This is a genomic window from Bradyrhizobium sp. Mp27 (genome assembly GCF_029953005.1).
Classification (GTDB): domain Bacteria; phylum Pseudomonadota; class Alphaproteobacteria; order Rhizobiales; family Xanthobacteraceae; genus Bradyrhizobium; species Bradyrhizobium barranii.
Window position 1 is genome coordinate 19,828 of sequence record NZ_JASAUS010000039.1, and the last position, 26,858, is coordinate 46,685.

The 26,858-nt window shown below is 61.6% G+C and carries 38 protein-coding genes, 1 tRNA gene and 1 pseudogene; 14 read left to right on the forward strand and 26 right to left on the reverse strand.

Annotated features, from left to right (window positions below; all coding sequences use genetic code 11):
- Window positions 1-60: 60 nt before the first annotated feature.
- Window positions 61-923, reverse strand: a pseudogene (locus QJT78_RS20770) (alpha/beta hydrolase).
- Between the two features lie 237 nt (window positions 924-1,160).
- On the opposite strand from QJT78_RS20770, the gene QJT78_RS20775 reads away from it, so the two are divergent.
- A tRNA-Ser gene (locus QJT78_RS20775) sits at window positions 1,161-1,250 on the forward strand.
- Window positions 1,251-1,487: 237 nt separating this feature from the next.
- Complete coding sequence (locus tag QJT78_RS20780) at window positions 1,488-1,772, forward strand: hypothetical protein (RefSeq protein ID WP_080586570.1); 285 nt, start codon at window positions 1,488-1,490, stop codon at window positions 1,770-1,772.
- A 213-nt stretch (window positions 1,773-1,985) separates the two neighbouring features.
- Here QJT78_RS20780 and QJT78_RS20785 read toward each other — a convergent pair whose 3' ends face one another.
- From QJT78_RS20785 to QJT78_RS20800, 4 genes are all read right to left on the reverse strand, one after another.
- Complete coding sequence (locus tag QJT78_RS20785; RefSeq protein ID WP_080586571.1) at window positions 1,986-2,180, reverse strand: hypothetical protein; 195 nt, start codon at window positions 2,178-2,180, stop codon at window positions 1,986-1,988.
- A 534-nt stretch (window positions 2,181-2,714) separates the two neighbouring features.
- Window positions 2,715-2,969 carry a hypothetical protein gene (locus QJT78_RS20790; protein WP_028150835.1) on the reverse strand — a complete coding sequence of 85 codons (255 nt, stop codon included), beginning with the start codon at window positions 2,967-2,969 and terminating at the stop codon, window positions 2,715-2,717.
- A complete protein-coding gene (locus tag QJT78_RS20795) occupies window positions 2,969-3,250 on the reverse strand; it encodes a hypothetical protein (protein WP_038943178.1) in 282 nt (93 codons plus the stop codon). Before QJT78_RS20795 ends, QJT78_RS20790 begins: the two co-directional genes overlap by 1 nt.
- Window positions 3,247-3,405 (reverse strand): hypothetical protein, encoded by a 159-nt coding sequence (locus tag QJT78_RS20800; RefSeq protein ID WP_155257936.1) that lies wholly within the window; start codon window positions 3,403-3,405, stop codon window positions 3,247-3,249. Before QJT78_RS20800 ends, QJT78_RS20795 begins: the two co-directional genes overlap by 4 nt.
- Window positions 3,406-3,486: 81 nt before the next feature.
- Between QJT78_RS20800 and QJT78_RS20805 the strand changes: the two genes are divergently transcribed.
- From QJT78_RS20805 to QJT78_RS20815, 3 genes are all read left to right on the forward strand, one after another.
- Window positions 3,487-3,690 (forward strand): hypothetical protein, encoded by a 204-nt coding sequence (locus QJT78_RS20805; protein WP_049807601.1) that lies wholly within the window; start codon window positions 3,487-3,489, stop codon window positions 3,688-3,690.
- A 173-nt stretch (window positions 3,691-3,863) separates the two neighbouring features.
- Entirely contained in the window at window positions 3,864-4,151 is a 288-nt protein-coding gene (locus QJT78_RS20810) for a type II toxin-antitoxin system RelE/ParE family toxin (RefSeq protein WP_038943180.1), read from the forward strand.
- A gap of 16 nt (window positions 4,152-4,167) precedes the next feature.
- On the forward strand, window positions 4,168-4,467 hold the full coding sequence (locus tag QJT78_RS20815) for a HigA family addiction module antitoxin (RefSeq protein WP_028151619.1): 300 nt from the start codon (window positions 4,168-4,170) through the stop codon (window positions 4,465-4,467).
- On the opposite strand, the gene QJT78_RS20820 is transcribed toward QJT78_RS20815, so the two are convergent.
- Window positions 4,464-4,607: a hypothetical protein gene (locus tag QJT78_RS20820; protein WP_155257935.1), complete on the reverse strand. Its 144-nt coding sequence runs from the start codon at window positions 4,605-4,607 to the stop codon at window positions 4,464-4,466. The genes QJT78_RS20815 and QJT78_RS20820 overlap by 4 nt on opposite strands.
- 44 nt (window positions 4,608-4,651) lie before the next feature.
- Between QJT78_RS20820 and QJT78_RS20825 the strand changes: the two genes are divergently transcribed.
- The gene (locus QJT78_RS20825; protein ID WP_038943183.1) at window positions 4,652-5,242 is read left to right on the forward strand and encodes a hypothetical protein; all 591 of its coding nucleotides are present in this window, start codon (window positions 4,652-4,654) and stop codon (window positions 5,240-5,242) included.
- Between the two features lie 94 nt (window positions 5,243-5,336).
- Here the strand turns inward: QJT78_RS20825 and QJT78_RS20830 are convergent, their stop codons facing one another.
- The 19 genes from QJT78_RS20830 to QJT78_RS20920 form a co-directional block, all read right to left on the reverse strand.
- Window positions 5,337-5,999, reverse strand: coding sequence for an RES family NAD+ phosphorylase (locus QJT78_RS20830; RefSeq protein WP_309248405.1), 663 nt, complete (start codon window positions 5,997-5,999; stop codon window positions 5,337-5,339).
- Between the two features lie 61 nt (window positions 6,000-6,060).
- Window positions 6,061-6,438 carry an MbcA/ParS/Xre antitoxin family protein gene (locus QJT78_RS20835; RefSeq protein ID WP_049807602.1) on the reverse strand — a complete coding sequence of 126 codons (378 nt, stop codon included), beginning with the start codon at window positions 6,436-6,438 and terminating at the stop codon, window positions 6,061-6,063.
- Between the two features lie 128 nt (window positions 6,439-6,566).
- On the reverse strand, window positions 6,567-8,162 hold the full coding sequence (locus QJT78_RS20840) for a hypothetical protein (RefSeq protein ID WP_157790059.1): 1,596 nt from the start codon (window positions 8,160-8,162) through the stop codon (window positions 6,567-6,569).
- A complete protein-coding gene (locus tag QJT78_RS20845; protein WP_157790058.1) occupies window positions 8,143-8,316 on the reverse strand; it encodes a hypothetical protein in 174 nt (57 codons plus the stop codon). Before QJT78_RS20845 ends, QJT78_RS20840 begins: the two co-directional genes overlap by 20 nt.
- The gene (locus QJT78_RS20850) at window positions 8,313-8,513 is read right to left on the reverse strand and encodes a hypothetical protein (protein WP_038943185.1); all 201 of its coding nucleotides are present in this window, start codon (window positions 8,511-8,513) and stop codon (window positions 8,313-8,315) included. Before QJT78_RS20850 ends, QJT78_RS20845 begins: the two co-directional genes overlap by 4 nt.
- Window positions 8,446-9,030, reverse strand: a complete 585-nt coding sequence (locus tag QJT78_RS20855; protein ID WP_157790057.1) for a hypothetical protein — start codon at window positions 9,028-9,030, stop codon at window positions 8,446-8,448. Before QJT78_RS20855 ends, QJT78_RS20850 begins: the two co-directional genes overlap by 68 nt.
- A complete protein-coding gene (locus QJT78_RS20860; protein ID WP_038943186.1) occupies window positions 9,027-9,284 on the reverse strand; it encodes a hypothetical protein in 258 nt (85 codons plus the stop codon). The genes QJT78_RS20855 and QJT78_RS20860 overlap by 4 nt, the downstream gene beginning before the upstream one ends.
- A 3-nt stretch (window positions 9,285-9,287) precedes the next feature.
- Window positions 9,288-10,499 carry a hypothetical protein gene (locus tag QJT78_RS20865; RefSeq protein WP_038943187.1) on the reverse strand — a complete coding sequence of 404 codons (1,212 nt, stop codon included), beginning with the start codon at window positions 10,497-10,499 and terminating at the stop codon, window positions 9,288-9,290.
- Complete coding sequence (locus QJT78_RS20870) at window positions 10,499-10,654, reverse strand: hypothetical protein (protein ID WP_155257932.1); 156 nt, start codon at window positions 10,652-10,654, stop codon at window positions 10,499-10,501. The genes QJT78_RS20865 and QJT78_RS20870 overlap by 1 nt, the downstream gene beginning before the upstream one ends.
- A gap of 67 nt (window positions 10,655-10,721) precedes the next feature.
- Window positions 10,722-10,985 (reverse strand): hypothetical protein, encoded by a 264-nt coding sequence (locus QJT78_RS20875; RefSeq protein ID WP_028151612.1) that lies wholly within the window; start codon window positions 10,983-10,985, stop codon window positions 10,722-10,724.
- Window positions 10,982-11,269: a hypothetical protein gene (locus QJT78_RS20880; RefSeq protein WP_038943188.1), complete on the reverse strand. Its 288-nt coding sequence runs from the start codon at window positions 11,267-11,269 to the stop codon at window positions 10,982-10,984. Before QJT78_RS20880 ends, QJT78_RS20875 begins: the two co-directional genes overlap by 4 nt.
- A complete protein-coding gene (locus tag QJT78_RS20885) occupies window positions 11,269-11,439 on the reverse strand; it encodes a hypothetical protein (RefSeq protein ID WP_157790056.1) in 171 nt (56 codons plus the stop codon). The genes QJT78_RS20880 and QJT78_RS20885 overlap by 1 nt, the downstream gene beginning before the upstream one ends.
- A gap of 160 nt (window positions 11,440-11,599) precedes the next feature.
- On the reverse strand, window positions 11,600-12,001 hold the full coding sequence (locus QJT78_RS20890) for a DUF5681 domain-containing protein (RefSeq protein WP_049807604.1): 402 nt from the start codon (window positions 11,999-12,001) through the stop codon (window positions 11,600-11,602).
- 129 nt (window positions 12,002-12,130) lie between these two features.
- The gene (locus tag QJT78_RS20895) at window positions 12,131-13,132 is read right to left on the reverse strand and encodes a glycosyltransferase family 9 protein (protein WP_038943190.1); all 1,002 of its coding nucleotides are present in this window, start codon (window positions 13,130-13,132) and stop codon (window positions 12,131-12,133) included.
- Complete coding sequence (locus QJT78_RS20900; RefSeq protein WP_049831819.1) at window positions 13,125-14,303, reverse strand: AAA family ATPase; 1,179 nt, start codon at window positions 14,301-14,303, stop codon at window positions 13,125-13,127. Before QJT78_RS20900 ends, QJT78_RS20895 begins: the two co-directional genes overlap by 8 nt.
- On the reverse strand, window positions 14,300-14,542 hold the full coding sequence (locus QJT78_RS20905; protein WP_028151609.1) for a hypothetical protein: 243 nt from the start codon (window positions 14,540-14,542) through the stop codon (window positions 14,300-14,302). Before QJT78_RS20905 ends, QJT78_RS20900 begins: the two co-directional genes overlap by 4 nt.
- 223 nt (window positions 14,543-14,765) lie before the next feature.
- Complete coding sequence (locus tag QJT78_RS20910; protein WP_038943194.1) at window positions 14,766-14,972, reverse strand: AlpA family phage regulatory protein; 207 nt, start codon at window positions 14,970-14,972, stop codon at window positions 14,766-14,768.
- 82 nt (window positions 14,973-15,054) lie between these two features.
- Window positions 15,055-15,501: a hypothetical protein gene (locus QJT78_RS20915; RefSeq protein ID WP_028151608.1), complete on the reverse strand. Its 447-nt coding sequence runs from the start codon at window positions 15,499-15,501 to the stop codon at window positions 15,055-15,057.
- Window positions 15,498-16,766 carry a site-specific integrase gene (locus QJT78_RS20920; RefSeq protein WP_038943195.1) on the reverse strand — a complete coding sequence of 423 codons (1,269 nt, stop codon included), beginning with the start codon at window positions 16,764-16,766 and terminating at the stop codon, window positions 15,498-15,500. The genes QJT78_RS20915 and QJT78_RS20920 overlap by 4 nt, the downstream gene beginning before the upstream one ends.
- A gap of 330 nt (window positions 16,767-17,096) precedes the next feature.
- Here QJT78_RS20920 and QJT78_RS20925 point away from each other — a divergent pair, with 330 nt between their 5' ends.
- From QJT78_RS20925 to QJT78_RS20955, 7 genes are all read left to right on the forward strand, one after another.
- Window positions 17,097-18,050: a LysR family transcriptional regulator gene (locus QJT78_RS20925; protein ID WP_038943197.1), complete on the forward strand. Its 954-nt coding sequence runs from the start codon at window positions 17,097-17,099 to the stop codon at window positions 18,048-18,050.
- A gap of 159 nt (window positions 18,051-18,209) precedes the next feature.
- Window positions 18,210-19,622, forward strand: coding sequence for a 3-isopropylmalate dehydratase large subunit (gene leuC, locus QJT78_RS20930; protein ID WP_202801342.1), 1,413 nt, complete (start codon window positions 18,210-18,212; stop codon window positions 19,620-19,622).
- The gene (leuD, locus tag QJT78_RS20935) at window positions 19,623-20,270 is read left to right on the forward strand and encodes a 3-isopropylmalate dehydratase small subunit (protein ID WP_014490573.1); all 648 of its coding nucleotides are present in this window, start codon (window positions 19,623-19,625) and stop codon (window positions 20,268-20,270) included.
- Complete coding sequence (gene leuB / locus QJT78_RS20940; protein ID WP_028151604.1) at window positions 20,267-21,406, forward strand: 3-isopropylmalate dehydrogenase; 1,140 nt, start codon at window positions 20,267-20,269, stop codon at window positions 21,404-21,406. Before leuD ends, leuB begins: the two co-directional genes overlap by 4 nt.
- Window positions 21,406-22,455: an ABC transporter substrate-binding protein gene (locus tag QJT78_RS20945; protein WP_028151603.1), complete on the forward strand. Its 1,050-nt coding sequence runs from the start codon at window positions 21,406-21,408 to the stop codon at window positions 22,453-22,455. The genes leuB and QJT78_RS20945 overlap by 1 nt, the downstream gene beginning before the upstream one ends.
- Window positions 22,452-23,285: an ABC transporter ATP-binding protein gene (locus QJT78_RS20950; RefSeq protein ID WP_028151602.1), complete on the forward strand. Its 834-nt coding sequence runs from the start codon at window positions 22,452-22,454 to the stop codon at window positions 23,283-23,285. The genes QJT78_RS20945 and QJT78_RS20950 overlap by 4 nt, the downstream gene beginning before the upstream one ends.
- Window positions 23,282-24,157, forward strand: coding sequence for an ABC transporter permease (locus QJT78_RS20955; protein WP_028151601.1), 876 nt, complete (start codon window positions 23,282-23,284; stop codon window positions 24,155-24,157). Before QJT78_RS20950 ends, QJT78_RS20955 begins: the two co-directional genes overlap by 4 nt.
- 25 nt (window positions 24,158-24,182) lie before the next feature.
- Here QJT78_RS20955 and QJT78_RS20960 read toward each other — a convergent pair whose 3' ends face one another.
- Window positions 24,183-25,076, reverse strand: coding sequence for a LysR family transcriptional regulator (locus tag QJT78_RS20960; protein WP_038943198.1), 894 nt, complete (start codon window positions 25,074-25,076; stop codon window positions 24,183-24,185).
- Window positions 25,077-25,192: 116 nt separating this feature from the next.
- Between QJT78_RS20960 and QJT78_RS20965 the strand changes: the two genes are divergently transcribed.
- Window positions 25,193-26,833 carry an FAD-dependent oxidoreductase gene (locus tag QJT78_RS20965; protein WP_080586574.1) on the forward strand — a complete coding sequence of 547 codons (1,641 nt, stop codon included), beginning with the start codon at window positions 25,193-25,195 and terminating at the stop codon, window positions 26,831-26,833.
- Window positions 26,834-26,858 lie beyond the last annotated feature (25 nt).

Below are 26,858 nucleotides of genomic sequence, written 5' to 3' on the forward strand. Positions count from 1 at the left end.
TTTCAATGAGCGGCACGGGACCGCCAGTGTTTACCGCGTCTGGCGGTCCCACCCCTGTCTTCAGCTCCAGCCGATCCGCTGAAAGAACGCCGCGATCTCCGCGGCCGCGCGATCCGGATCTTCCCGATGCGGGAAGTGGCCGACGCCCGGAAACATCGCGACGTCGAGATCGCCAAACGTCTCGCCGAGACGATCGGTCCAGGCATAGGGAAACAGCGGGTCGTGCTCGGCCCAGCGCACGCAGGTCGGCACCTTGATTGGTGCCAGCTGCGGGACTTCGCCCTTCATCATCGCGACCCGCCCGGCATGCGAGGCGCGATAATGCGCAAAGCCGCCGGCGAGGTTGCCTTCCCTAAAGAAATTGTCGGCGAAGGCATCGAGAACATCGTCGAACGCGTTCTTCCGATGCGCCCAACCTTTGAGGAAGTGACCGATATAGAGCCGGCAGCTTTCGCGGCTCGCCCCGACCAGCGCCGGCGCCATCTCCATCTGGTGGAAAGATTGATACCAGATGTGGTTGAGCCTATCAGGCGCCGCCATGCGCGGCCCGATGCCGGGATAGACGAAGTCGAAGAAGAACAGCCCCGCGAGCCGCTCGCCCGCCTGTCGGGCCAGCGGCTGCATCACGGCGCCGCCGACGTCATGGCCGACCACGGCGAATCGGTCGATGCCGAGCCCGTCCATCAGCGCCAGCATGTCCGCCGCATGGCCATCCGGCCCATAAGGCCCGTCCGGCTTGTCGCTGTCGCCGAAGCCGCGCAGATCGGGCGCGATCAGCATGAAACGGTCCGAAAGCCTTGATATCACCGGCTCCCAGGTCAGCCAGAACTCCGGCCAACCATGCAGCAAAGCAGCGGTTTGCCGCTGCCGGCGCGGACCAGGTGGAAATCGGCGCCATTGGCGGTGATCGTGAGATGCTCCACGGCAGTTCCTCCCGGCGATTGGAGCGTTTTCGAGCGAAGCGGACACCGGTTCGCGTCAGGAAAACGGGTCAAAACAAGAATCTGGAGCACCGTTCCGATTCACCGGAACGGAAGCGGCTCCAGGGCAGGGGCTGAAAGAGGCAGCGGATTTTCCCCTTTCGCGCCTTGTCTGGCCCGCCATCCTCGCCTATTAACGCCCCCAACCACAGGGGCCCTGCTCCTTACTTGGCGCCTTCAGGAGAGGTGGCAGAGTGGTTGAATGCACCGCACTCGAAATGCGGCATAGGTGCAAGCCTATCGGGGGTTCGAATCCCTCCCTCTCCGCCAAAACATTAGCAAAATCAGCTAGTTAGATTGATTGTCGTCATTCAGCGCACAGTTGAACGTACAATGCGCTCTCGGCGCCTGCGTCGCGAGGCCGCGGAGCTTGAGCAGATTTGGAATGGGCTGACCGGGTAGGGACGGGCAGTTCTCCATACCCACGACCGGCAGTAGTTCGCGCTCGTTCCGCGCCGCTAGGAATCGATAATTTGACTCTCGCCTTAGCCGCGTTTCGATGGCGGCATGCCTCGTCCTAAACGCCGCACATCAACGCACGCAGATGGCCGGCCGCTCAAGATCACCTTCGGCGAGATGCGAGAGATGGGTGTGCGCGGCGTCTTGATCTATTGCCATTGTGGCCATCACGTCGCCCTGGACGCCGACCGCTGGCCTGACACTGTGAGGCTATCCGATCTCGAGCCGCGGTTCGTTTGCTGGGGTTGCGGCAATCGCGGCGCCGAGGTTCGGCCAGACTTCGACCGAGGTAACCCACAGCTCGCAATCATGGGGTACCGAAACGCGACATGACCAAGGGCCGGGGCGGCGCAAGCTGAAGCAATGAAAGACACCGCCAACTGAGGCGGCCTCAAATCATTTTGTCGATCTCGCGAGCGCGCCTCTCCATTAGGTCCGCGAACAGTTGCAAGACCTTCTCCGTTTCGGGAGGGAACACACATGCAAGCTTGCGAAGCTCAGCAAGGTCCGCCTGTATCTCGATAAGCTCATCAAGTGCGGTTGGTGTCATACCGGCGGCTGTAATCCGGGTGATCTCAGCCACTCGCTGATGTGCGAGGCGGTTTCAGCCTGCCGTGCTTTCCTTTCGACGGCTTCGCGCAGATTGCCATGCGGAAGCAATTCGGCTTGTTCATGCAGGCGCTTCGCCTCTTCGGCGAGACGTCCTTCAAGCGATTTGGTTTGCGTGGAATGGCGACGCATGGCGCTGCTCCTATCTAGAGGAGGCGGGAGCGCTAATGGCGTTCTCATCACCGATGAAAGCCAGGGGCCGCGCGGTGATAGGTGTTTGTTAACACCTATCGCGGGCCGAATCTGGGCAAAATTGACCAGCGCACCCACAAAGCGAATTAGCTCATGGGAAAAGCCGCAGCGTGGTTCCAACACACACACACACACACACACCCACACTGCGGCATTCCCGGACAACTAAAAATTGTTTGATGCTTAAATCGCGCCGGTGTTCTCACAGTAGAACACCCCGTTCCGAAAATGCATCCGTACGACTACCGGAGTCCGCTGTTTTACCCATTGTCGTTAGAGATCGAACGTGGCACGGCTCGCTTTCCAGCCCCCAATGCTCCCGGCTGCCGATCCAATTGCGGATTGGAGCGCCGGGAGTGCTAGGCCCGCCAGTGAACCGGCGGGCCTTTTGCTGTCAGATGCCAGAGACCTTCTTCCCAGCGATCGCGAGGCACAAGCTGAGCTTGAAGCACAGCCGGCCGACGTAGAGCCGGATCAGGCGCACTCGTTGCCCCCGATCAGGACAATCTTCGCTTGCGGCCTTGCTGGCTCGGTCAGCTTTTCCTTCAGATCTTCAACCCGTTTTAGGACATCAAAGATGCTGAATGAGAGCATTTCCGCATCACGTCGCGGCATGCTGAAAACCTCAGGATCAGGGTCTCCTCCGAGCAGACTTTCATGCGCGCCAATCGCAACCAGAACCATCTGCCTGATTTCGTGAAGCGCGTTGTCAATGTCATTCACGTCCATCAATTCGCCCTCCCGGTTTCGAGCGCAATCAGGTCGGGCGAGATGGTGTCTCGGTCGGTACCTGCCGCCATGTAGGCAAGCGTCACCATCAACTCGGCCGGCAGGATCAGCTTCACCACCACTTGCTGATAGCCGGTGCTGTCGACACTCGGCACCGTGAACACCAACCGGCGGTTCGGCCCCAGCGTATCTATCCGGGCTAGGCCGTGGCAGTAGATATCGCAGGCCTGATCTATCAAGAGATTTTTGTCCATCACATCACCGGCTGGTTTTCCGGTCATGGCTGCACCCACAGCAGCGAGTGCACCAGCAGCGAGCCGGAGCAGATGGTCAGCACCGCCACCAGCGGTACTGGCGCGACGGGACGGTTCATAAGCCGGCGAAGTCGGGCAAATCCAGACGTGATTGTGGTATCGTGAGTGTCAGATCTAGTCACGGGTCACTCCTTGACTGGGTTTAGAGCCGGGGCGGAAGTTGACGCTTCCCCTCGGCTTGCTTTTCCTGTATACGAAAAGTCATGACCAAACAAGAGAAGTCTGTACACAAAAAGTCCATGGGGCGCCCACCCGGCATCAAGTATGGCGGGACAATCCCCGCCCGGTTCGAGATTCAGACCATGAAAGCGCTCGACACTTGGGCAGGAAAACACGACGTTTCACGGTCAGAAGCCATCCGCCGCCTTGTCGAGCTGGGGCTGAAGGCGAAGTCCAAGGGCGGTTAATCGCTTTTGGCCGCTTTAGCTGGGGTTAAATACTCCCCAAGGTTGAATCCGCGCTCGATTTCGTCAAATACTGGCCAATGTGACGATCCCGTTACCTATTATTAATAGTATCAGTTCTTGATACGTTCAGTATTGCGGAACGTATCAGGGATCGATACGTTAGCGAGCAATCGATGGCCATTCGGTCTTTCAAGGACGCCAACACCAAGGCGGTTTTTGACGGCAACTGCCCCCGCGGGTTCCCGACAACAATTGTCAGGGTGGCTCGTCGGAAAGTCCGAATGGTTGACGCTGCAAAGGGGCTATTCGATCTGAAAGCACCGCCAAACAACAAGCTTCATGAACTGGAAAAAGATCGCAAAGGACAGCACGCGATTTGGATCAACAAACAGTTCCGAGTTTGCTTTGTTTGGAGAGATGGCGAAGCGTATGACGTTGAGATCGTAGATTATCACGACTAAGTAGGAGGGTTAAGAAATGGCAAAGTTGAAGCCACTGCACCCGGGAGAGGTCCTGCGGGAAGAATTTATGGAGCCCTACGGCCTAACTCCGTACGCCCTTGCGAACCTGTGCCATATCCCGCGCACTCGCATTGAGCGCATTGCCCGGGAGGAAACGGGTATTACGGCTGATACCGCATTGCGTCTCGCAAAGGTATTCGGCACCACGCCCGACTTCTGGCTTACGCTGCAATCGAGGTTTGAGGTCGAAAAGACCGGCGCCGAGATTGCTAGCGAGCTGAAGCAGATCAAACCACGTGAATTGGTAGCGGCCTAAACGGCCGTTACCAATGCTCGCAATAGTGCATAGCTCTTGTAGGTCAGCGGCCGGTTAAAATCGCTGCCGCTCCTGGTCGCCCGGTAGCGCCGCCAGAGCAACCGGTTCGCGACCTTGGCCTCGGTTTCGTCGTCACCCATTTTTGCGCTATATCCGATTTGCAAGCCGCCGTTCGGCACGAAAAATGTATCACCCTCTCGACCGACCGATATCTCCCCAGAAGCAGCGGATAATCGAGCGCGCGAACAAATTGCGGGGCATGTTGGTGGGCTCCTATTCTCAGGTGGAGTACTTGCTTGGTAACTTGTGGGTGTCGATGGAGCAGGTTGATCCGTATTTCACCAAGCGTAATGAATTTCCTTACCGTCTACCGAGCAGGGTCAAGGCAATCAGACAGCTACTTGATGTTCCCCACGGACCGCTATTTCAATTCCGTGCGAAGGCTGTTGAGCTGCTGGACGAGATGGACGCCTACGAAAGGCACCGGCGCATGATGGCACACGGGTATATGGAGGTGGAGCACTCAGCGAGCGGGCATCTTGTGCGCGTAAGGTTTTACGAACCAACGAAGGATGACACTGCCAATGAGGTGCACACAGAAATGTCGCTCAATAAAATGGAGGCAGACGCCAAGAAAGCCGCCGATTTCGCCGGGCGCTGGATGCGTCTCCAGTTCGATATTCACGCTCAATTTGGTTGGGTTGCACCAGCTACTACTCTGAGATCGCATAAATCCCAGGGGATTGTCGTTCAATCTCGCCGGCGTCCGTCTTGATTTTCCCCCGCGAATCCTCTTCCGCCTCCACAAGCGCAGAATTGCGCTGCGGAAGGGCACGCCTGAGTCGAGGCGCTAACGTGGCGAGACGGCCTTATCGCGCCCAGACGAAGTCTTTCACCCGTGAATCTGCACGGAAGGCATCCCGATCAAAGGCGATCGATATCCGAGGTGCTTCGCACACTGCGCGGACTCCATTGGAGTCTAAATGAAGTTTCCAGCTCTGGCGGTCGACTGGCTCATGCTTTGCAAACGCCTCGGGGCTTAGGATTGCAAAGTTCGGCCCCTTTTCGGGGTCTCGAACTGACGTGTACTTGATGACCTGGATGGCAGCCTCACGCGCGCTGTCAGCGACTGCTTGGGCAGTGGTATAATCGACGAGGTCGTAGAGCGGCGCGTGGTCAATAAACGGAGGCGCAGTAAGGTCCAAAGCCCGATTTGTGGCAATTTCGACCGCAAGGGCTGTATATTCTCCCGGATTCTGCGGCCAAGGTGTCCCAGGAGATTCCGCGAAGAAGAGCAAACGATAAAAGGCCATCTCAGCGATGGCGGTGCCTGAATGTTCTGCGGCGTAAAACACGCCGTCGGCTGCATTCGGGCGCCGAAACCTGCTCCCATTGGGATTTTTGGCGCTATAGCGGAACGGCGTCATCAAAAGGAAGTGGAGAGCTTCGCAACCAGCCGGTACCGACGGTTTTGTTTCGTCTATCAAGCGCTCAAGAATTTCTTGCTCTGCCAGTGTATCCGTTACCTTCATTGTCGAGGCTTGGTGCTGCGCCTCGACAATTCGCCAGGATCTGGACGTTAGCGTTGAGGCCTTAGATGATAGCTCTTCTGGCGTCCAAATATCGGATTGCATCAACCAGGCCCTGCACCTTCTGGATCATTTCGATCGGCCGAGCCTTGAGCGCAGTATTTTCGTTTCTCAGCCATTCGCCGGCTGTTTTATCATCACCACTTACAATTGCATCAAGTGATCGATAAAGCCGAACAAACAGAACAGCGAGTTCGAGCGGCTTACCCCGCTCGAGAACATACTCCCCGGTTTTCATGCGAGAGATGGCTGATTCGGAAAGGCCCAACACATTGGCCAAAATGCGCTGCGACATACCAAGGCGGTCGGCAGCCCTAATTGTTGCCTTGGTTAGAACCACTCCCTTAGAGGGCTCTCGGACCGCTTCCATTGACGGTAACATGTCACCATCTCCCCTATCTGTGGAAAGAATAAGCCTTGGTTCTTTCATTAGCAAGTAAATAGCTAATGGCTGATTAAGTTCCGTCGCCCCCCCCCCGGTTTCGGGGCAGCGCCAAGCCGTGCTCGCCATCACGCTATTCCCGCGTTCGGATACACCATCGGCCGATTGAAGTTGCTGTTGGCGACCACAGGCGCCCCGCCAGGCTCGCTGAAGCACAGCGCCGCCGCGTCGCCCTCGTCGGGGCTCGGCATGCCCCGCTTCTTCATGTCGTCCTTGCTCTCCAGGACCAGCCGGCCGTCACTCATGTAGCGGTAGCCGGGGCCGCAAATGTCCGTTTGCAGGCTGTCACTGTCCGGCAATGAGAAGCTGGAGCCCTCCAGCGCGGTCTTCAAATGCGACCACATCTCAGCCCGACGGTTGGCGGGGCCGCCCGATGGCTTGCCGCTGTCGTCCAACGGTGGAGGCTCGACGGGCTTTGAGCCGAAGTTGACGGCATTGAGCAAACCACTGCCGAACGAACCGCCGTAGCCTTGCTCTACCAAACGGTCATAGATGCCGGCGCCGAGGCCGCCAACGTCGATATTGACCTTGGCGGGCTTGTCGTCCCGCATGATCTGAGCCACCCAGCCGGCAACCTGCATGGTGTCAAGGCCGTGGCGCTTCTCGATCTTCTCGATACTGCTGCCGCGGCGCCAGGCGATGGCCGTGCTGTCTGCGCCGAACCGGGCAGGATCGACTCCAACAATCAGCGGTCCCGTCCCCTTGTGGTCGCTCTTGCGAGCCCGCAGCACCAGTTCATGCGGAATGAAGCTGTCGAAGCTGGACGCAAGGAAAGCCTCATCCGGGGTTAGCGGATACTCCCGCTTGAAATAGTTGATGTCGCCCTTGTCTGCGATCTTGCAGCGGCGCCAATAGATCTGCTCGGCGTCCAGCTTGTGCAACTCGGCGAGCTGCTTTTCCTCGGTGCTCATGACGAAGTCGTCGGGGAGGGCCTTGCGGTAGGTCGGATCTTCCGACCACGGCAGGAACACCGCGAGGAAGCTGTTCTCGCCAGCCAGTGCCTTGCACCAGAACTGGTGAAATTCATCGCCGAATTGATTGCCCGTTGTCTCCACAATGATCTCGGTATCTGGCAGGTCCGGCACCGTTTCCATCAGCGCCGCAAGCTGTTCCTTCAGGTTGACCCAGAAGGCAGCCTCGGAGGCGTGTAGAGCCTGGGCCGTTGACGATCGGCCGGCGCCGTCTTCGGTCGCAACCGAGACCAGATAGCCGCTGTCTATGTTGCTGAACTTCAGCTCCTCGGCATTCGAGGCGCCAGTCACCGGTCGCATGTCATCCGGCATCAGGTCATGCATGCGCTTGACGAGGCCGAACAGGTTTCGGACGGCCGGCTTCTCGTGGGCCACGATCGCAGTCAGGAAGCCCGGCTTCTTGATCGTCTTGTGATAGTAGCGGCCGGCAACGTAGGTACTCACGCCTTCCTGCCGGGCCTTCAGCACCACGATTCGGACCATGCCAGTCTTGGCGCGTTGCTCCTCAATGATCGCGTGTAGCTTGCGCTGCACCGGGTTGAATTTGAACGGCACGACGCCGCCGGCCTTGGGCCGGATCTTCAGGTAGTGCTCGGCGAAATACTCCAGGTCGCCGTCAAGCCGCTCTGCATGATCCAGCGCCCCGCTGATCGAGTCCGTCCAGTGCGTCATATCAATGCTGTGTATGGCCATCGCTCGAGGTCTCGGCCTCGAAAGCACGCAATGCGGCTCGCGCCTCCTCCACCGTCACTCCCATCTGACTCGCAACATGCTCGGCGATGCGAGTGCGCTCTGCTAGGTCCGCCATGAATTTCGGATCAGTCAGCCCGCTGAGGATGCCACTCATTTCTTTTCCTCCAGGAGAGCCGCCGCTTGCTTGCAGGGGCACCCCCAAGCCTTGCCCTCGAGTTCGCGGCGCAACACGGGCGGCGGGATAGAGAAGTTTGTCTCAGCGCGAAGCTCCTCCACGCGCCTGTCAATCAGGGCGTCCGCCTCGATCTGAATTTCCTTGATCCGCTCGATCAGCGTCTTCTGCTTCAACATTCTTGCCCTCAATCTCTTTCAGCTTTTTGCGCGCATCCGCAGCCTCTTGCTGCGCCCGCTTGATTGCTCTGGTCTGGTCCTTGTCGCACAAGGACAGATATTGCTGCACGTCATACGGAAGGTCGCTGAAGTGTGGCCGCTTAGCCTTTGGCCACGATAGCGGCGCTTCAATCTTGGCAAGGTGGTTCAGTGCAGCCGACACCGGATAACCCGATGTCGGATCTGCCTGCCCCCGCCGCACATGGCACCGAGAAATCTCGACCACCATCCGCGCCAAATCGTGAATTTCAAGATGCCCGCGCTCCAGGACAAACAGCGCGATCGAAGCAGGACGGGCCGGAAGCGATGCAACGCTCCTCTGCTTGCACCAGGCGACAAACTCTGCCGGCAAGTTGCCGTGTCCTAGATCAACCGGCGGGCCGATCTGCCTTGCGACCGCCGCGCTGATGGACCGCGCGTGATGCTCGGCCTCCTCCAGCTCGGCATTGACCAGGGCCTTGAGGACCGGGCTACTCAACGGCCGGCCTTTCGCAACGTGTGATGAACCTGCTGCATATTCCGGCGAAGCGTCACCAGCTCGTGATACTTCCGCAAGTCGGAGGTATCAGCGTTTTGATAGTCCTTGTCGATCTGATCCAGGAAGGTCGACCGTTTGGCGTAGCCGTACAGTTGAAACTCCTGCAACATTCCGTCAGGGGTCATCTCCTCCCCGTCCCAGTTCTTTGAAACGTCACGCGCCCTATCGACAAAATTGCGGTCGTCGTCCGCCATTGGTTATCTCCGTGCTTTCCTGGCTGTGTAGAGTTTGAAGACGTCCTCGGCGTCGCCGGTTGCGGTCGCTCTCTGCCTGAGGGCGACGATCTCGCTCATGTCTCGGTCGCCGGCTGTTCTGGCAACACCAGGCCTCTGGACAGAGGGGACGGGCCTGGGGATGGCCTTCGCGGGCGCCTTCTTCATCGCGTGGGATTTGGCAGCTGTCACCATCATCGCCTGCACCTCCGCACTGCGCAGGATCGGGTGATCGATCATGGCCTTGCCGAGGGTCTCGCGATCGAGGCCGAGCGACTTGGCGTAGTCCGCCACTTCCTCCGCCACTTGATTTGTAATTTCGATTCCCATGGTCTTGAGGCGAGCATCTTCCGCCTTCGCCCAGGTTTCGATCTGTTGGCGCTCGATGGAGGCCTGCTGCTGCGCAGCCTGCTGCTGCGCCTGGACGATCGTGTGCGTGCGGGCGAGGATGCTCATGGCCTTCTGAAAGGCCGGCGGATCAACCTGCGCAAGCAGCTCCATTCCCTGCTCGAACTGCGCCGGTTCCAGACCCAGGAGATGCGGGACAACCTCACCAAGAGTCGCCAACGTGTGCAGTCGCGCGTTCTCAAGGCCATCTGAATAAGCCTTGGTTACCTGCTCGGCCTTGGTAAACTCCTCCGCGATGGCCTGCCGAACCTGCGGATGCTTCAGCGCCTTCTCCACCTCGGGGTGGAGCTGGCCATCTGCCGGTTCAACATAAGGCTCCTCAGCAGCCGCCTCTGGAGCGGGCGCCTTGTCGGCACCCAGCTCAACGCCGTAATGCTCGGCAAGCTTTGGGTCGCCGTTGATCTTTTCGGCGCGAGCCCTGTCGATCTGGTCTCTGGTCTGTTCAATACCCAGGAGTTCGCGACCGGCTCGCTCGAAGGAAATTGACTGCGTGAGCGCATCGTGTGCCTGTTCGGGCGTGATGGCGAGATTGGGCTCGACCTTCTCGCCGGTATCGGCATAGGTCAGCTCACGAGTTACGATCTGGCCGTCAGTATCCCCACGCTTGCGCTTGTATTCCTCATAAACCGCCTCCGCTGAATCAGCTGCGGGCGGCGCGGCCGGGGTCTTTACGTGCGTATAACCCTGATCGGCCTCCACGCCTTGAAGGCCGAACTTTTCCTCGCCGCCAGCGAACTGCCCCAAGGAATCCCTCGGAACGTCGACTGTCGAGGTTTCCATTTCGCTCATCAGCGCTTCTTCCCTCCGGCGGGCTTCGGCGTGGTAGCCTTGCGGATGACTGCGGATTCAACAGCCCTGTATTCCTTCCGGCTCGTATCCCCGCGCCGAAAGCTATCGTCAGCTTGCTGCAGATCTTCCAGGTCTCGCATCAGTTCTTTACCCATCGTGCGTTCCTTCCGTGTTGACCGGCGGTGTTGCCGGGGTTGAGTGAATTAAGGCTCGGCTGTCGGTTTATCGCGCCGGTACATCCGCGGTCGCGATTGGTCCGCCCTGAGCCTCCCCGCCCTCGATACGGGAGTCGTACAGGGCGCCTGCGCTGGGAGCGGGCCTTGGAGTGGGGTCGAACCCGGCCTCGCGTAGAGCCTCCGCTAGGGCTTGGCGAGCCCATTCCGCGGGCTTACTGCCGGCAGCCAATGCGGCCTTGTCGATCAGGGATCGAAAGCCGGGCAGCACCTGGACGGTCAGGGCCTCGCTGTAGCGAATGACCTGGGTCATGAAAGGATCTCCGTAACGTAGAGCGTGCCGCCGGCAGAGACCTGCGTAGCTTTGACGACTTGGCCGGGGCTTACAGTGAAAACCTCAGAATACGGGCTGGCCGGCATGTAGGCCCCCGACGTGCTCGATGGCGTGCTGCCATCGGTGGTCACGAAAGCATCGGTCGTGACGACAACGCGAACCTTGTAGGTCTGAGAGCCGATCGCGCTCGTAGTCCCAGCGGTGCCCGTATAGGCAACGTTCTTTCCCGGACCGGTCCGGCCGGTGCCGATAAACTGCGTCATCACTCGGCTCGCCCCGCCTCAACAGGCCGAATGCTGGGCGCGCTGATCTTCCAGCCGCGCTGCTGCATCAGCTCGAATACGGTGCGGGCTTCCATGTTGGAAAGCCGGACAAGCGGCGACGTGCTCTGAAGCATCAGCACCATCTCGCTCAATTCATTGTCGGTAAGCATCGTCGCGTCCTCGTGTGCAAATCACTCACGAGGAATCTAGGGAAATACCTCCGGAAACGCCACGACATTTGTACGTAGCGCGTTACGTAGCGAGAACGCCTGATAAAGATAATGCGTTATTTGCCTGCTTTTGGCTTCTCTGGGAGGAATATGGTTCCGCCTAATCCAGTCTTTCCACCTTCGGCAGATCCTTCGCGACGCGCGCTCTTAGATCTTCCTCGATCCAACCGAACACGGTCTCCGGGTCGATCGCCGCTGCCGTCGCCTGGATCAGTCCCACGAGCCGGCGCATCATCTGCATCTCGGCGGAGTCCATCGGGCCGGTGCGGTTCTCGATCGAGACCGCGATGTCCTTCGGGATGATGCTGAAGAGGACGCGGAGATAGGTGCTCGGGTCGGTGGCCCTCACACGCTCCAGGGTCGTCTTGCCATGCGTCGTCCAGTCCGCCAGCGCATCGGCGCATGCAGCCTCGGAGAACTTGCTACGGGCTCCCTGAGGCCTGCCAAGGGGGTTGCCAGACTGGCCCGGCTTCCATGCCGTCTTTGCAAGCTGTTTGTTCACGTCGATTCTTCTCCTGTTGGTCTAAACCTCCTCCTCGGAGGTAGAGGTTTTTGGTCTTGGTCACGCTTGGTCACGGTAACGGTCACGTCACGGTAACGGTTGGTCATGGTCACGCGGTCACGTCACGGTTCACCCCCCTATAAGGGGGTGACCGGACGTTACCTGACCCGTTACTGATACCGGCTCTTGCCGGCTGCCGAAGATGGAATTGAATTCCGCTGCGGAATCGAATTCGGCGAACATCCGGTTAAGGGGCTCTTCCCAGTCACCGGGTGCCGGCTGCCGATAAAGGACCATTGATCGATACCAGCATGTTGCGTCCGTCTCCCAGAACCATGGCCACACCGCCGTCGGGTCCGATCGCACCAGATTCCAGACTGGCTTGCCCATTGCGCCGGCAAGGTGAGCAACCGCTGTGTCGACGGTGACGACGAGGTCAAGCTGATCGATGATCGATGCGGTGTCGGCGAAGTCCATGACGTGGGGCATGGGGTCGATGGCACCGAGACGGTGAAGCTCTGCGGTGTCGTCGTGTTCCTTTTGCAGGGAAACCAGATTGACGCCCGGTCGTGCCAGCGGCGCGAGTTGGTGGAGCGCTATGGACTTTCTGCGGCCGAACTCCTGGTGGGATCTTCCCGAGATCCAGCAGATACCGACGTTGCGCCCGCGGTTCTTCCTGGGCACCACGGCAGAGAATGGTTCGAGCGGAGAACCATTCTTGAGGTACGCCCCCCGGCAAGGCAGCGTCTGCTCATCCATCCCAGATGGAAGCGGGGCACGCTCGCCCGGCTGCCAGACGCAGGTTAGGCCCGCCGTCACGAACATCGGGACTGCGAACAGCGAGCAAACGTAGTCGGCTGCCCACGGCAAGGGATCGAACTGCGGCACCTCGCCGAACTCGTACAGGTCGGGGCCATATTGCACGATCACAGCGTCGGCAAACGGCAGGCTCTGAGCCAGGCGAAACATCGGAGCACGCACCGAGACGATCACCCGGGCGCCGAGGTCTTTGACCGGCTTGGCGAACCGCAGCAAAAGGATTTCGTCTCCGAAACCCAATTCGCTGTAGAGTAGGATGGTCTTTCCCTCGAGAGATTGGCCGTGCCAGACGATCGGAGCGCGGTCAGCCATTGACCCTCCACACGCCGGCATATTCTCGCACCAGGCCCTTGTCCTTCAGCGCCATACGAGCCTCGTAGTGGCGCTGCTTGGTGGCGATGCCGTTCTCCTTGGCGAGATCGTTCCACGCCTCCATGGTCAGCCCTGTTGGCCCGGCGTCAGACAGAAGCCGATACATGACGCGCTGATTGGTGGAGAGTTTCGGCTCGGCGGATTTCCTCTCAGATTGAGAGGAAATATCCTCATCACTCACGATGTTGACCGTGCGCGGGTCGCCATCCTCGTCGGTGCCGAACTCGATTATCTCCGACGCGAACGAGAAAAGCGGGCCATCCGGTATATCGTTGGCCTTGGTGACCGTCGCAGTCTTGATGGTGTCGCCGCCGATCGTCACCAGCACGTCAACGTCACCGTATAGGGCATTGGAGCCGCGCGCTCCTCTGGCCTCGTCCTTGCCCGTATGACCAATCAGGGCGATGTGCGGATTTCCAAGCGCATCCTTGATGCGCTGGAGATTGGCGAACACCCGCCCTTGGTCTTTCGCGCTGTTTTCATCGCCGCCGCCGGCAGCAATCATCTTGGCGAAGGTGTCGAAGATCAACAGCCCCGCGCAATGGCACTCGGGGAGTTGGCTGAAGTATTTTTCGGCGCGCTCCACAGCCTCCACCACCATCGGCACGGTTGCCGGGTTCATCATGTCAAGCATTCCGCTTTGCACGACGATGGGAATGGGGTGGCTTTCAGGTAGCCCCATTTTGCGACGGTGAGCGATCAGCCGACGCTTGACCAAATCGGCGCGCTCAAGAGCAAAGTAAACCACTCCAACGGGGTTGCCGGGCGCCCTCCGACCGAACCATGGCTGATTGAGCGCAATGCTTATCGCTGCGGATGCCAGGAGCGCTGACTTCAGCCCGCCGGGTGGCGCGATCCATGCCGACGTTTCACCCCAAGCGAAAATGCCCTTGATAATGTGCGCCTTGGCGCAATCATCCTCAAGAAAGATGCTTTCGAGCGGCTCGAGCCGCAGAGCCGCCCTATGGGGTATCTTTAGCGAGGATAGGCGGTCGCGGCGTTCGTCCCGCTCTTGCTCCTCTCGCGGCTTGGCACCAGGCCACGTGTCCGGGAACGGATCATTCGGATCAAGGGGAGGGATGTCCGCTGCGAATTGGTTCTCGTGTTTCATGCGCACCTCATCAGCTCGGGGTACACGAGATCCAGCGCGCCCATTTCCTCCAGCTTGGCGTCAAGCTCGGCCGTGGTCATGGTGCCGTTCTTCACGGCGAGCCCCATAACCTTGGCCTCATGGGCTAGCCACTGAGCCCGGCTGTACATGAAGCGAAGGCCGGCGAGCTGAAGCTGCTTCCGGATTTCCGGGTCGCTGACAATCAGGTGGTCACGTGTGAACGATCGCTCGTGCATCATGCCGGCACCCTCCGCATAAGCCGGCGCCGTTTCCGCTCAACTATGGGCACGGGCTTGGCGAACACGATCGCGGCGAGCTGGTACGCAAACGCGCGCTCGGCCATCGGATCAGCTTGAATTGGGGGGAGAGAAGAGATAGATTCCGAACAGATCGAAGCGCCAGCCAGATCAGATTTCGGAAGCCCGGTGCCCGCCAGCGCCGGGTTTTCCATATGTGGCTTCATCAGACTGCGGCCTCCGTGGCTTTCCACTCGCCGCGCTGCCATGCCGCAACTTCATCCTCCCACCACACAACAGCTTGTCCGTTGGGGTCGAGCCGCCGGCTCTGCGGGAAGGCGTGTTCTTTCATCTTCCGGTAAAGGGTCGGGACCGACCAGCCTGTAGCCTCCAACACGCGGGGCCGGCGGATCGCCTTGCGTAGCGTCGTCATTGCTAGATGCCTCCTGCGTTCTCAGGACCATCCTTGAGAATGCGAGGGCAACATCTCACGGGCCAAAATCGCCCGACAAACATTAGGTGGAATTCAAAGAACCCTTGTCTTTAGCCCACTTCTCGAAGCGCTTATAATTTTTCCAGCACTCGACGGCCTTGCTAGCGCTGATGATTTGCCCAAACTCTGATTTGCACCAATCAATTGCTTTTTTGATTATGTCGGCCTTCACTCCGTATGGACGCATGAGCGGAAGTGAAATCGAGCGCTTGCCGCCAGTAATTTCGTCGATGCTTTCCGTGATGTCCGGGTTCATTCGTCGCTTGCCCCGAGACAGGGGGATGAGATCCGCGCGGGCCTGCTCAGCCCGAATATCCTTTGTTTGCGGCAATGCCTCATAGCGCGCGTGAGCCTGCTCTTCGGCAGCCTTTATCCACAGCGCTTCGCAATACTGCCCGACCTGCAAAGCCTGGAATCCATTGAGCGGAGATTTGCGGCCAGCTCCGGCCCGCGCTCCGCCCCGGGTCATTTCCGCGCTCCGATCGCCACCACGTTGTCACCGCCTACCGCTTGCCCCTCGCAGTAGCCGGCCCAATCCTCCATCAACCGAACGCGCTTCTCGCGCATGTCGCCGCGCCGATAAGCCGCCTCAACCTTGTTCGAGACCGTGTGCGCCATCGCCATTTCGGTTAGTTCGTTGGCATAGCTGGTCTGTTCGGAAGCCCAATCCTTGAACGTCGAGCGGAAGCCGTGAACGGTCGCCGTGTCGCCGTCGTATCCCATTTCCTTGAGCGTTTCGGCCATTGCCATGTTGCTGAGGCCGGCGCCTTCCTTGGCGCCCGGAAAGACAAACTCGCCGCCGTCGCGCGGAAGATCCTGCAGGATCGCCAGAGCGCGGTCAGAGAGGGGGATAACGTGGTCCGGTCGGCGCTTTCCCTTCTTGCCCTTCATCAGCTCGCCAGGAATGGTCCAGGTCTGTTCCTTCTCGTCAATCTGCGACCACTTCGCGCCGATGGTGTTTGCGGTACGGGTGATGTTGAGGATTGTGAACTCCAGCGCCCGCGCGCTGACGCCATCCCGCTTGCGTAGCTTCGTCATGAAGGCCGGCATCTGCTTGTAGGGCAGGGCGGCGAAGTGCTCGACGGGAGAAACCTGGGTCTTGCGGGGCAAGAGCTGGTCGAGATGTCCAGTCCAGCGGGCGGGGTTCTCGCCCTCCCGCAGCCCGATCGCCCGGGCTCGGTCCAGTATCTTCTCGACGCGACCGCGGACGCGGCTGGCGGTCTCGGTCTTGGTCGTCCAGATCGGTTCAAGGATCTTCATAACGTGGCTGCGATCGACTAGAGCCACGGGCAGGGAACCGATGACCGGGTAAGCGTAGGCTTCCAGCGTCGCCGCCCACTGGCTGGCGTGCTTGGCACTTTTCCAGCCCGACTGGTGCGCCTTAATGTAGGCCTCGGCACACTGCCGGAAGGTCGTAGCCTTGGCCCTAGTGGCCTCCCTCTCGACCACCAGGGCGGCCTTGCGGGTTTTGCGGTCCTCGATCGGATCGACACCATCGACGACAAGCAGGCGCTTGGCCTGGGCCAGCTTGCGCGCGTCCTTCAGGCTCACCTGGTCGATGTCGCCTAAGCCCATCTTGCGAGCCCGGCCGCGGATCATGAACCGGAATATCCATGCCTTGGTGTTCCGGTTGCTGACCTGGAGGTAGAGCCCGTTCCCATCACCGTAGAGACCCGGCGGGATATCGGTCTTCTTGATCCATTTGTCTGAAAGCTGGTTGACGGCTCGCCCCATGGTTTCCTCCGTGTACGGATAAAGCTACGTACAAAACAGAATGAGAACCTATGGGAATAGTTGATAGCTGTCCAGAGGCGTTGACGAAAAAACTTCAAGATTTAGAGCGGGTTGTGAGTATGCCTAAGCACGCCCGAGAAGGGGAAAATAATCCCTCCCTCTCCGCCATAATAAAACGACTTTGAGAACCCCCGCCAAAGACTGCCTCTCTGCATCTCAGCAGCCTCTGCTGTCGTCCCCCCGGGGACCGCAATCTGACACCGCACTTGCGACCGGCTGCCAAGCTTCTCCACAATGCCCCTCGTGACGACCCCGCCGAGGATCTCCCCGATGACGGCTAAAATCGATCTCCTTACGCTGCAATTGTTCGTTGCCATCGTCGAGGAGCAGAGCATTGCGAAGGCGGCGGAGAAGAAGAACATTGCGGCGTCCGCGGTCAGCCGCCGCGTCTCGGATATTGAGGACCTCTTCCAGGTCGAGCTGCTGCATCGTCACTCGAAGGGGATCGAGCCGACACCGGCCGGCTTCGCCCTGCTCGAGCACGCCCGCATCATCCTGGGCAATTTGAGCAAGCTCGAGAGCGAGCTGACGGGATACCGGCAGGGCAAGCGCGGGTTGATCCGGATCTGTGCCAACAAGTCCGCGATCCTCGAAGCCCTGGCGGACGAGCTCAGCCTGTTCCTGGAGCGGCATCCGCTGGTTCACATCGACATCGAGGAGGATCTCAGCCCCGCGATCGTGCGCGCGGTGGTGGAGAACCGGGCCGACATCGGCATTTTCGGCGGCAACATCGACGGGCAGGATCTGGAGTTGCTGTCCTATCGCAGCGACAGCCTGGTCGCGCTGGTCACGCGCGACCACCCGCTGGCGGGCCGCGACAGCGTTCGCTTCCGCGAGCTGGTCGATTTCGACTTCGTCAGCCTGGAGAAGGGCAGCTCGATCGAGACGCTGTGCGTCAGGGCCGCCGCGGCGCTCGGGCAGCACCTCAAGGTGCGCATCCGCGTCAGCAGTTTCGATGCGCTGTTCCGCGTCGTCGACGCCCGGATGGGGGTCGGCATCGTGCCGCTGGAGATCGTTCGCGACCGCTACGGCGTCGACAGTCTCGTCACCGTCCCGCTCGATGAGTCCTGGGCGCGCCGCGACCTGGTCATCGGCGTGCGCGATTACAAGTCGCTGCCTTCGGTGACGAAGCTGCTGGTGGAGCATTTGCGGACCCATGATGATGCGCGTCTCACCACGGGCGGCGTCTCCGACCGGCTGACGGTCGTGCGCGGCCGAAGCTGACATCGCCCCTGCCGACGGCCAGCCATCGCCGGCCGCGATGGCTCCCTGCCCAACCGTCACTGCACATTTCCGCGACGGGCTTCTATCCTGCTTTCCAAGGTCGCGGTCGGCATGATCGGCGGCAACACGGCACATCAGATGCCGAACAGGGGAGGACGGATCGTGGACACGCGTGGTCGCACGCTGCTGGCCAAAATCTGGGACCAGCATGTCATCGCCCACGTCAGCGATGATACCGATCTGCTTCACGTGGATCGCCATCTGCTGCATGACCTCGGCGGGTCCCGCGGCCTGATCGACCTCAAAAGCCGCAACATTCCGGTCCACAATCCCGAGCTGACCTTCGCGACGCCCGATCATGCGATTTCGACGGCGTCCGGGCGTGCCGGCACGATCAAGACCGGGTGGGAGCTGCTGGCGGCGTTGCGGACCGAGACATCGGCCAGCAACATCCGGTTGTTCGACCTCGACCAGCCGGGGCAGGGCATCGTCCATGTCATCGGGCCGGAGCTCGGCCTCAGCCTGCCCGGCTGCCTGATCGTCTGCGGCGACAGCCATACCTGCACCCATGGCGGGCTCGGCGCGCTCGCCTTCGGCATCGGCTCCAGCGAGCTCACGCATGTGCTGGCGACCCAGACCATCATCCAGCGCCGGCCGAAAACCATGCGCGTGACGTTCGACGGCCGGCTGCCGTTCGGAGTGACGGCGAAGGATCTGATCCTCGCTTTGATCGGCCATGTCGGCGCCGCTGGCGGCACCGGTTACGCCGTCGAATATGCCGGCAGTGCGATCAGGGACATGCCGATCGAAGGGCGGCTCACCATCTGCAATCTGTCGGTCGAGCTCGGCGCCAAGATGGGGCTGATCGCGCCGGATGAGACGACGTTCGATTATATCCGCGGCCGTCCCTACGCGCCGCAAGGCGAGATGTGGGAGCGGGCCGTCGCGGCCTGGCGGACGCTTCGGAGCGACAGCGATGCCGTGTTCGATCGCGAGGTGTCAATCGACGTCGGAACCATCATCCCCCAGATCACCTGGGGCACCAGTCCCGAACACGTCCTCGGTGTCGATGGCCGCATCCCGGATCCCGCAGATATCGCCGATCCAGCGCGCCGCGGCGCGATCGAGATCGCGCTCGACTATATGGGCCTGAAGCCCGGTGCGCCGATCGCCGGCACGCCGGTGGATTGGGTCTTCATCGGCTCCTGCACCAACAGCCGCCTCAGCGATCTGCGCGCCGCGGCCGAAGTCGCGCGCGGCCGCAAGGTTGCGCCGGGCGTACGGGCCTGGGTCGTGCCGGGGTCGGAGACCGTCAGGCGCGATGCGATGGCCGAAGGGCTCGACAAGATCTTCATCGACGCGGGCTTTGAATGGCGCGAGCCCGGATGCTCGATGTGCCTTGCCGCCAACGGTGAAACCGTGCCGCCCGGCCAGCGCTCGGTGTCGACGTCGAACCGGAATTTCATCGGCCGGCAAGGGCCGCGTGCCCGCACCCATCTGGCAAGTCCGGCCATGGCCGTCGCGGCGGCGGTGTCCGGTGCCATCGCCGACGTCCGAACGATGGAGCGCTAGATGCCGCAAGCCTTCACCAAGCTGACCGCGACGGCCGCGCCGATCATGCGCACCAATGTCGATACGGACGTCATCATCAGCATCAACCGCATGATCGGAAATTCCGTCCGCGGCAGTCTCGGAAAATGGGCGTTCGGTTCGCTCCGCTATCTGCCCGATGGCTCGGACAATCCGGAGTTCATCCTCAATCGCGAGCCTTATCGCGCCGCGGAAATCCTGGTCACGGGTCCGAATTTCGGCTGCGGCTCGTCGCGGGAGGCCGCGGTGTGGTCGCTGCAGGAAATGGGCATCCGCGCCATCATCGGCTCCGGCTTCGGCGACATCTTCTTCGCCAACTGCTTCCAGAACGGCATCCTGCCGGTGGTGCTGGACAAGGCCGTCATCGACGGCCTCGCCGCGGAGATCGAAGCGAGCCAGGGCGCGGGGCGTGTCAGCGTCGATCTGCAGGAGCAGACGGTCACCTCGCCATCGGGCGTGCGGCACGTCTTCGAGATCGATCCGCGCCGGCGTGCGGGTTTGCTCGAAGGCTTAGATGAGATTTCGCTGACGTTGCGGCGCGACCACGAGATCCGCGCATTCCAGGCATCCGACCGCGACGCGCGGCCGTGGATTCACTTTGCAGGACATCAGGCAGGACAATTGGCATGAACACGCTCTCGAACATGATCAAGGTCGCCGTGGTCGGCGGTGAAGGCATCGGTCCTGAAGTGACCGACCAGTCCCATCGTATTCTCAAATGGTTTTCGGCTAGGCGCAGCATTCCCGTGGCGCTGCGCGAAGCGCAATACGGTCTCATACCGTATCTGGCGACGGGCAAGGTGTTGCCCGATGACACCGTCGAGGCGATGGAGGAGGCCGACGCTATACTCTGGGGCGCGACGGGTGGCCCTGAAACCACTGAGGTCCCTCCGGCCGCGCGCAAGGCGGGAAGTCTGCTGTCGCTGCGCAGCAAGTATGATCTCTATGCCAACCTCCGGCCCATTGTCGCCAATCCGGCGCTAGCGGACTCCGCGCCGCTCAAGGCCGCGGTGCTGAAGGATGTCGACTTCATCATCATCCGCGAGCTCACCAGCGGCATCTATTTCGGCGAGCCGCGCGGCATCGAGACGCTGCCCGACGGCCAGCGCCGCGGTTTCAACACCCAGCAATACACCACCAGCCAGATCCGCCGGGTGGCGCGCACCGCGTTCGAATTGGCGCGGACGCGCAAGGGCCGGGTCTGCTCCGTCGACAAGGCCAACGTGCTGGAAACCAGCGTGCTGTGGCGCGAGGAGGTCACCGCACTGCATCAAGCGGAATTCTCCGATGTGGAGCTGACACACCTCTATGTCGACAACGCCGCGATGCAGATCGTGCGGGCGCCGTCGCAGTTCGACGTCATGGTGACCTGCAATATCTTCGGCGACATTCTCTCCGATTGCGCCGCGATGGCATCGGGTTCGCTCGGCATGCTGCCGTCGGTCTCGCTCGGGCCGCCGGACCGGCTGGGCCGCCGCAAGGCGCTCTATGAACCGGTCCATGGCAGCGCGCCTGACATTGCGGGCAAGGGAATCGCCAATCCGCTCGGCTCGATCCTCAGCGTCGCGATGATGTTGCGCATCACACTCAATCGGCCCGATGATGCCGTGCTGCTGGAGAAGGCCGTGGATACGGCCCTGGCCGCCGGCGCAAGAACGGCCGATATCGCCGAGCCCGGCGCAAAAAGATTGTCGACCCAGGAGATGGGCGATGCGGTTCTGAACGCGCTCGACAAGGTGGTCGGCAAGGAGAGGGAGCACGCGTGATGAGGACTCGGGTCACCAGACGGGCCGCGTTGACGATCGTCGCCGGCGCCGGTGCGTCCATGGCGGCAGGGCGGGCGTGGGCGGATACCCCGTCGGGCCGCGTGATCTATCCGGTGGCCATTCCGGTCTATCAGTCTCAATTCGTCGCCGACCGGGCCGGATTCTTCAAGGAGGCCGGCCTCGACTGCAAGCTGATCCAGGGCGGCAGCGGCGTGAAGACGCGCGAGATCATCGCTTCGTCCCAGGGCGATATCGGTATCGGCGACACCACCCACCCGATGCAGCTCAGCAATCACGGCCGCAGCGCGCGCGTCCTGATGCCGGTCGATACCCGCAGCAATGCGGCGATCTTCATCATCCGCAAGGATCTGTTCGATCAGGGCATCACCACTCTGGAGGCGCTGGCGAAGTGGAAGCGGCCTGACGGACGAAAGCCGATCGTTTCGGTGTCGTCGCTGGGCGGCACCAACCACGTCTGGGCGTCCTACTACATGGAAACCATGGGGCTGGACGACAAGGTGACCTGGATCGGCACCGGCAATGTCGACACCATGATGGGCACGTTGAAGACGAAGCAGGTCGATGTTCTCATCAACTCGCCATCGATCCTCAAGGATTCGGTCGAGCAGGGCTGGGGCGCACTGTTGTTCGATGGAACGGACGAGGCGGTCTGGGCCAAGTATATCGGCGGCAAGGTCCCGGTGACGTCTCATTTCACGCTGCAGGCGACCATCGACAAGGACCCGCAGAAGATGCAGGCGTTCGTCACGGCGCTGTGGCGCGCCACCCTGTGGATCAAGGGGCACTCTCCCGAAGAGATCTACGATATGATCGAGCCTTACGTCGGAAGCACGTCGCGCGATGCGAATATTTTCGACAGCGGCGTCATGAAGAAGGTCACCGATTACGAAGGCATCATCGATGCCGCCAGCTTCGCGCGCGGCCAGAAGGTCTGGTTCCGTGAAATGACCGGCATCAAGCCGCTCGCGATGGCCGACGTCGTCAACACCAGCTTCATCGAAGCGGCACGCAAGGCCTATCCGGCTTGACGATCCAGGCTTTACACGCACCACACGTCGATGCGCAGCCTGACACGCGCCGCATCGACGTGCGCGGTTTGTGCAAGACCTTCCAGCTGGCGGGTACGGCCATCGAGGCGGTGCGCGACGTCTCCTTCAATGTCCGGCGCGGCGAATTCGTCGCCCTGCTGGGGCCATCCGGCTCGGGCAAGAGCACCGTCCTCAACATGATCGCAACCCTGGTCAAGCCGACCAGCGGTCAGATCCTGATTGATGGTACGCCCGTCGTCCCCGGACAGGCGACGCCCAATGTCGGCTACGTGTTCCAGCGCGACACCCTGTTTCCCTGGCGCACCGTCGCCGACAACATCGGTTACGGCCTCGAACTGGCGGGTGTCCCGGCGGCGGAGCGAAAGGATCGGGTCCGTGCCTGCCTGGCGCAAGCCGGGCTGCAGGATTTCGACAATGCCTATCCCTCGGCGCTGTCGGGCGGCATGCGCCAGCGCGCCGCCTTGATGCGAACGCTGGTCGTCGAGCCGAAGGTTCTGCTGATGGACGAGCCGTTCGGTGCGCTCGACACCCACACCAAGATCGACATGCACGACGTGTTGCTTCGCATCTGGGAACGCGAGCAACAGACCGTGTTGTTCGTGACCCATGATCTCGGCGAGGCCCTGACGCTGGCAGACCGCATCATTCTGTTTTCCGCGCGGCCCGGCCGGATCAAGGAGAGTTTCGAGGTGGATTTCGCCCGCCCGCGCAATGCCGTGAAGATCCGGGAGACGCCGCGCTATGCCGAGCTGTTTCAGCTGATCTGGCATTCGCTCGGCGAGGAATTCATCAAGGGCCGCAAGCCATGAGACGAGCGCGCCGACCCGGCAGAACCCTGGCCTGGCAGATGCTGATCTGCGTCGGCTTCCTGTCGATCTGGCAGTGGGGGTACGATCTGCACGGCCGTCTTCCCTGGCTGGTGCCGGATCTGCTCGACCCCTATTTCGTGTCCAAGCCGTCCGACATCTTCGAGCACTTCCTGATCCTGAGTTGCCTCAAGTCCAAGCTCGGCGTGTTCAACGGCTGGTTCAATGGCGAATTCGCCCGCTGCATGGCGCGATCCGAGAACAATCTCTGGATCGCGACCGCCGTCACCCTGAAGAACACGTTCTTCGGCTTCGTGACAGGCGTCAGCAGCGGCTTTGCCGCGGGCCTTGTGCTCGGCCGTTCGGATCGGCTCAGCGCGATCTTCCAGCCGTTCATCACCGCGGTGAATTCGATCCCCCGCATCGCGCTGGCGCCGATCATCGTGCTGGCCTTCGGCATCGGCGATACCTCGAAGATCGTCACGTCGTGGATCGTGGTCGTCTTCCTGGTGTTCTTCAATACGTTCGAAGGGGCGCGCTCGATCGACGAGGGCTTTGTCAACGGGGCGCGGCTGCTCGGCGCCAGCGAGTGGCAGATCACCCGCACGGTGGTCATCCCCTCGACCATGGCCTGGGTCTTCGCCTCGCTGACGCCTGCGATCTCCTTCGCCCTGATCGGCGTGATCGTCGGCGAGTTCATCGGCGCGGAACGGGGAATCGGCCGCCTGATCATCGAGTCCGAGGCGCGCGCGGAGGCATCGGGAATGATGGTCGCCGTCGTCGTGCTGATGCTGGTCGGCGTCGCGCTGTCCGCGTTGATCTGGCGATTGCAGGCCTATCTGTTGCGCTGGCAACAGCATAATCTCGCGGAGTAGTCCGAGCAGCGGCCTGCGGCGTTGATTACGACCGCGCCAGCACCGTCCGCGCCGTCGTCACAAACGCCTGCGCCGCCGGCGACAGCGTCCGTCCCTGACGTTGCAGCAGCGACACCGGGCGGGTGATCGCCGGGCGTATCAAGGGTCTTGCGATCAGTGTCGGGAACTGGTCGGCGGGCAGCATCGTCGCGGGGAGGATGGCGAGGCCGAGGCCCTGTGCGGTCATGGCGAGCGCGGTGTTGATCAGCGTCACCTCATAGGTCGGAGAAAGGTGCTTGCCCTGCGCGCCGAGCGCCTGGTCGATCTGCATGCGGATTCGCGTCTCGCGCCGCATCGCGATGGTCGGGAGCTGCGCCAGCTCGTCCCATGTCAGCGCGCGCCGCGCGGCGAAGTCGGCGGTGCGACGGCCGATCGCGCTCAGCCGGCCGCGGGTCAGCGTCTCGATCGTCATCTCCGCGAACTCACCCTCGACGCTGCCGATCGCGAACTCGGCATCGGTTGCGATCAGGCGCGGAACGAGGTCGTCGGCGGCGACGTCGCGCATGTCGATGTCGATCTCGGGATGGCCTGCGCGGAATTTCGCGAGAACCTGCGGCAGCAGTGCCGAAGCGGCACCCGCCGACGCGACGAACGCGACGCGGCCGGCGCGCGCCTGCGCGAGGTCATGCATGCGCCGTGACAGGCCCAGCGCATCGCTCAACATGCGTTCGGCGGCTTGAAACGCCTCGTCGGCGGCCAGCGTCGGCTGCACCGAACGCGTGGAGCGGTCGAACAGCTTGACGCCGAGCTGCACTTCGAGCTGCTGGATCAGGAGGCTCGCGGCCGATTGCGTGATGCCCAGCTCGCGCGCGGCCCGCGTGATGCTGCGCGTGCGATACACGCCGGTGAAGGCCCGCAATTGTCGCAAGGTGAAATTCATAGCAAATTCTCATGAATTGATGAGTTCTTTCCGACTTATCGCATAAGAGGCCTTGCAATAAAATGCATGCTGCGCGGGCAACGAATCCGCGGAGGTGCAAGGGGATGGAAACGAGCATGAGGACACAGGTGCTGGTCGTGGGCGCCGGGCCCGTGGGACTGACCGCGGCCATGGATCTGGCCTCGCGCGGGATCGACGTCGTCGTCGCGGAGATCCGCCACGCCGGCGATCCGCCCAGCGTCAAATGCAATCACGTCTCGGCGCGCTCGATGGAAATCTTCCGCAGGCTCGGCGTCGCCGCAAAGCTGCGCGACGCAGGCCTGCCTGCGGACTTCCCGAACGATTGCTCCTATCGGACCACGGCGACCGGCATCGAGCTCTGCCGTATCGACATTCCCTCACGCGCGCGCCGCTACAGTGCCACCGGCGGCCCCGACACCTGGTGGCCGACGCCCGAGCCGCCGCACCGGATCAACCAGGTCTATCTCGAACCGATCCTGTTCGGCCACGCCGCCGCTCAGCCGCGCATCACCATTTTGGCGCGCACGGAAATCACCGATATCGAGCAGGACGACGATCGTGTGGTCGCGCTGGGTCGCAATCTCGACAGTGGAAACGCGCTCCGCATCGAAGCGGACTTCGTGGTCGGCTGCGACGGCAGCCGTTCGCTGGTCCGCAAATCGATCGGCGCCAGCCTGTCCGGCACGCCGGTGATCCAGCGGGTGCAATCAACCTTCATCGAGGCGCAGCAACTGAAGGAATTGATGGGGGCGCACAAGCCGGCCTGGATGGTGCTCTCGCTCAACCCGCGCCGTTCGGGCACCACGGTTGCAATCGACGGCCACGACCGCTGGCTGATCCATAATCATCTGAGGCCCGATGAGCCCGAGTTCGACTCGGTCGATCGCGACTGGTCGATCCGCGCCATCCTCGGCGTCGACGAGCGGTTCGAGTACAAAATCCTCAGCAAGGAGGATTGGGTCGGGCGCCGGCTGGTGGCCGATCGCTTCCGCGACCGCAAGGTCTTCATCTGCGGCGACGCCGCGCATCTGTGGATGCCCTATGCGGGCTACGGAATGAATGCGGGCATTGCTGATGCCGTCGACCTCTGCTGGCAATTGGCGGCGCATCTGAACGGCTGGGCACCGGCTTCGATCCTTGATGCCTATGAGGCGGAGCGCCAGCCCATCACCGACCAGGTGTCGCGCTTTGCCATGGATCACGCGATGAAGATGATGGCGCAGCGCGGCGGCGTGTCCGCGGAGATCGAGGATGACACGCTGCGCGGCCACGCGGCGCGCGCTTCGCTTGCGAGAGCGGCCTACGATCTCAACGTGCAGCAATATTGCTGCGCGGGCCTCAACTTCGGCTACTACTACGACGTCTCGCCGATCATCGCCTATGACGGCGAAACCCCGCCGGCCTACGCGATGGGAAGCTTTACGCCCTCCACCGTGCCGGGCGCCCGCGCGCCGCATGTGTTCCTGCGCGACGGACGATCGCTCTACGACGCCTTCGGAGCCGGCTACACGTTGCTGCGGTTCGACCCGGCAATCGATGTGGCGCGGCTGCTCTCAGCCGCAGAACAGCGCGGCATGCCGCTCGCGCTGGTCGACATCGCGCCGGATGAGGCGAACGGGGCCTATGCCGAGAAGCTGGTGCTGGCGCGACCCGACCAGCACATCGCGTGGCGTGGGCAGGTCGCGCCCGAAGATCCGCAAGGCTTGCTTGCGCGCATCACTGGTGCTGCGGCGTGATCGAACAGCAGGCTGCCTGCCGACG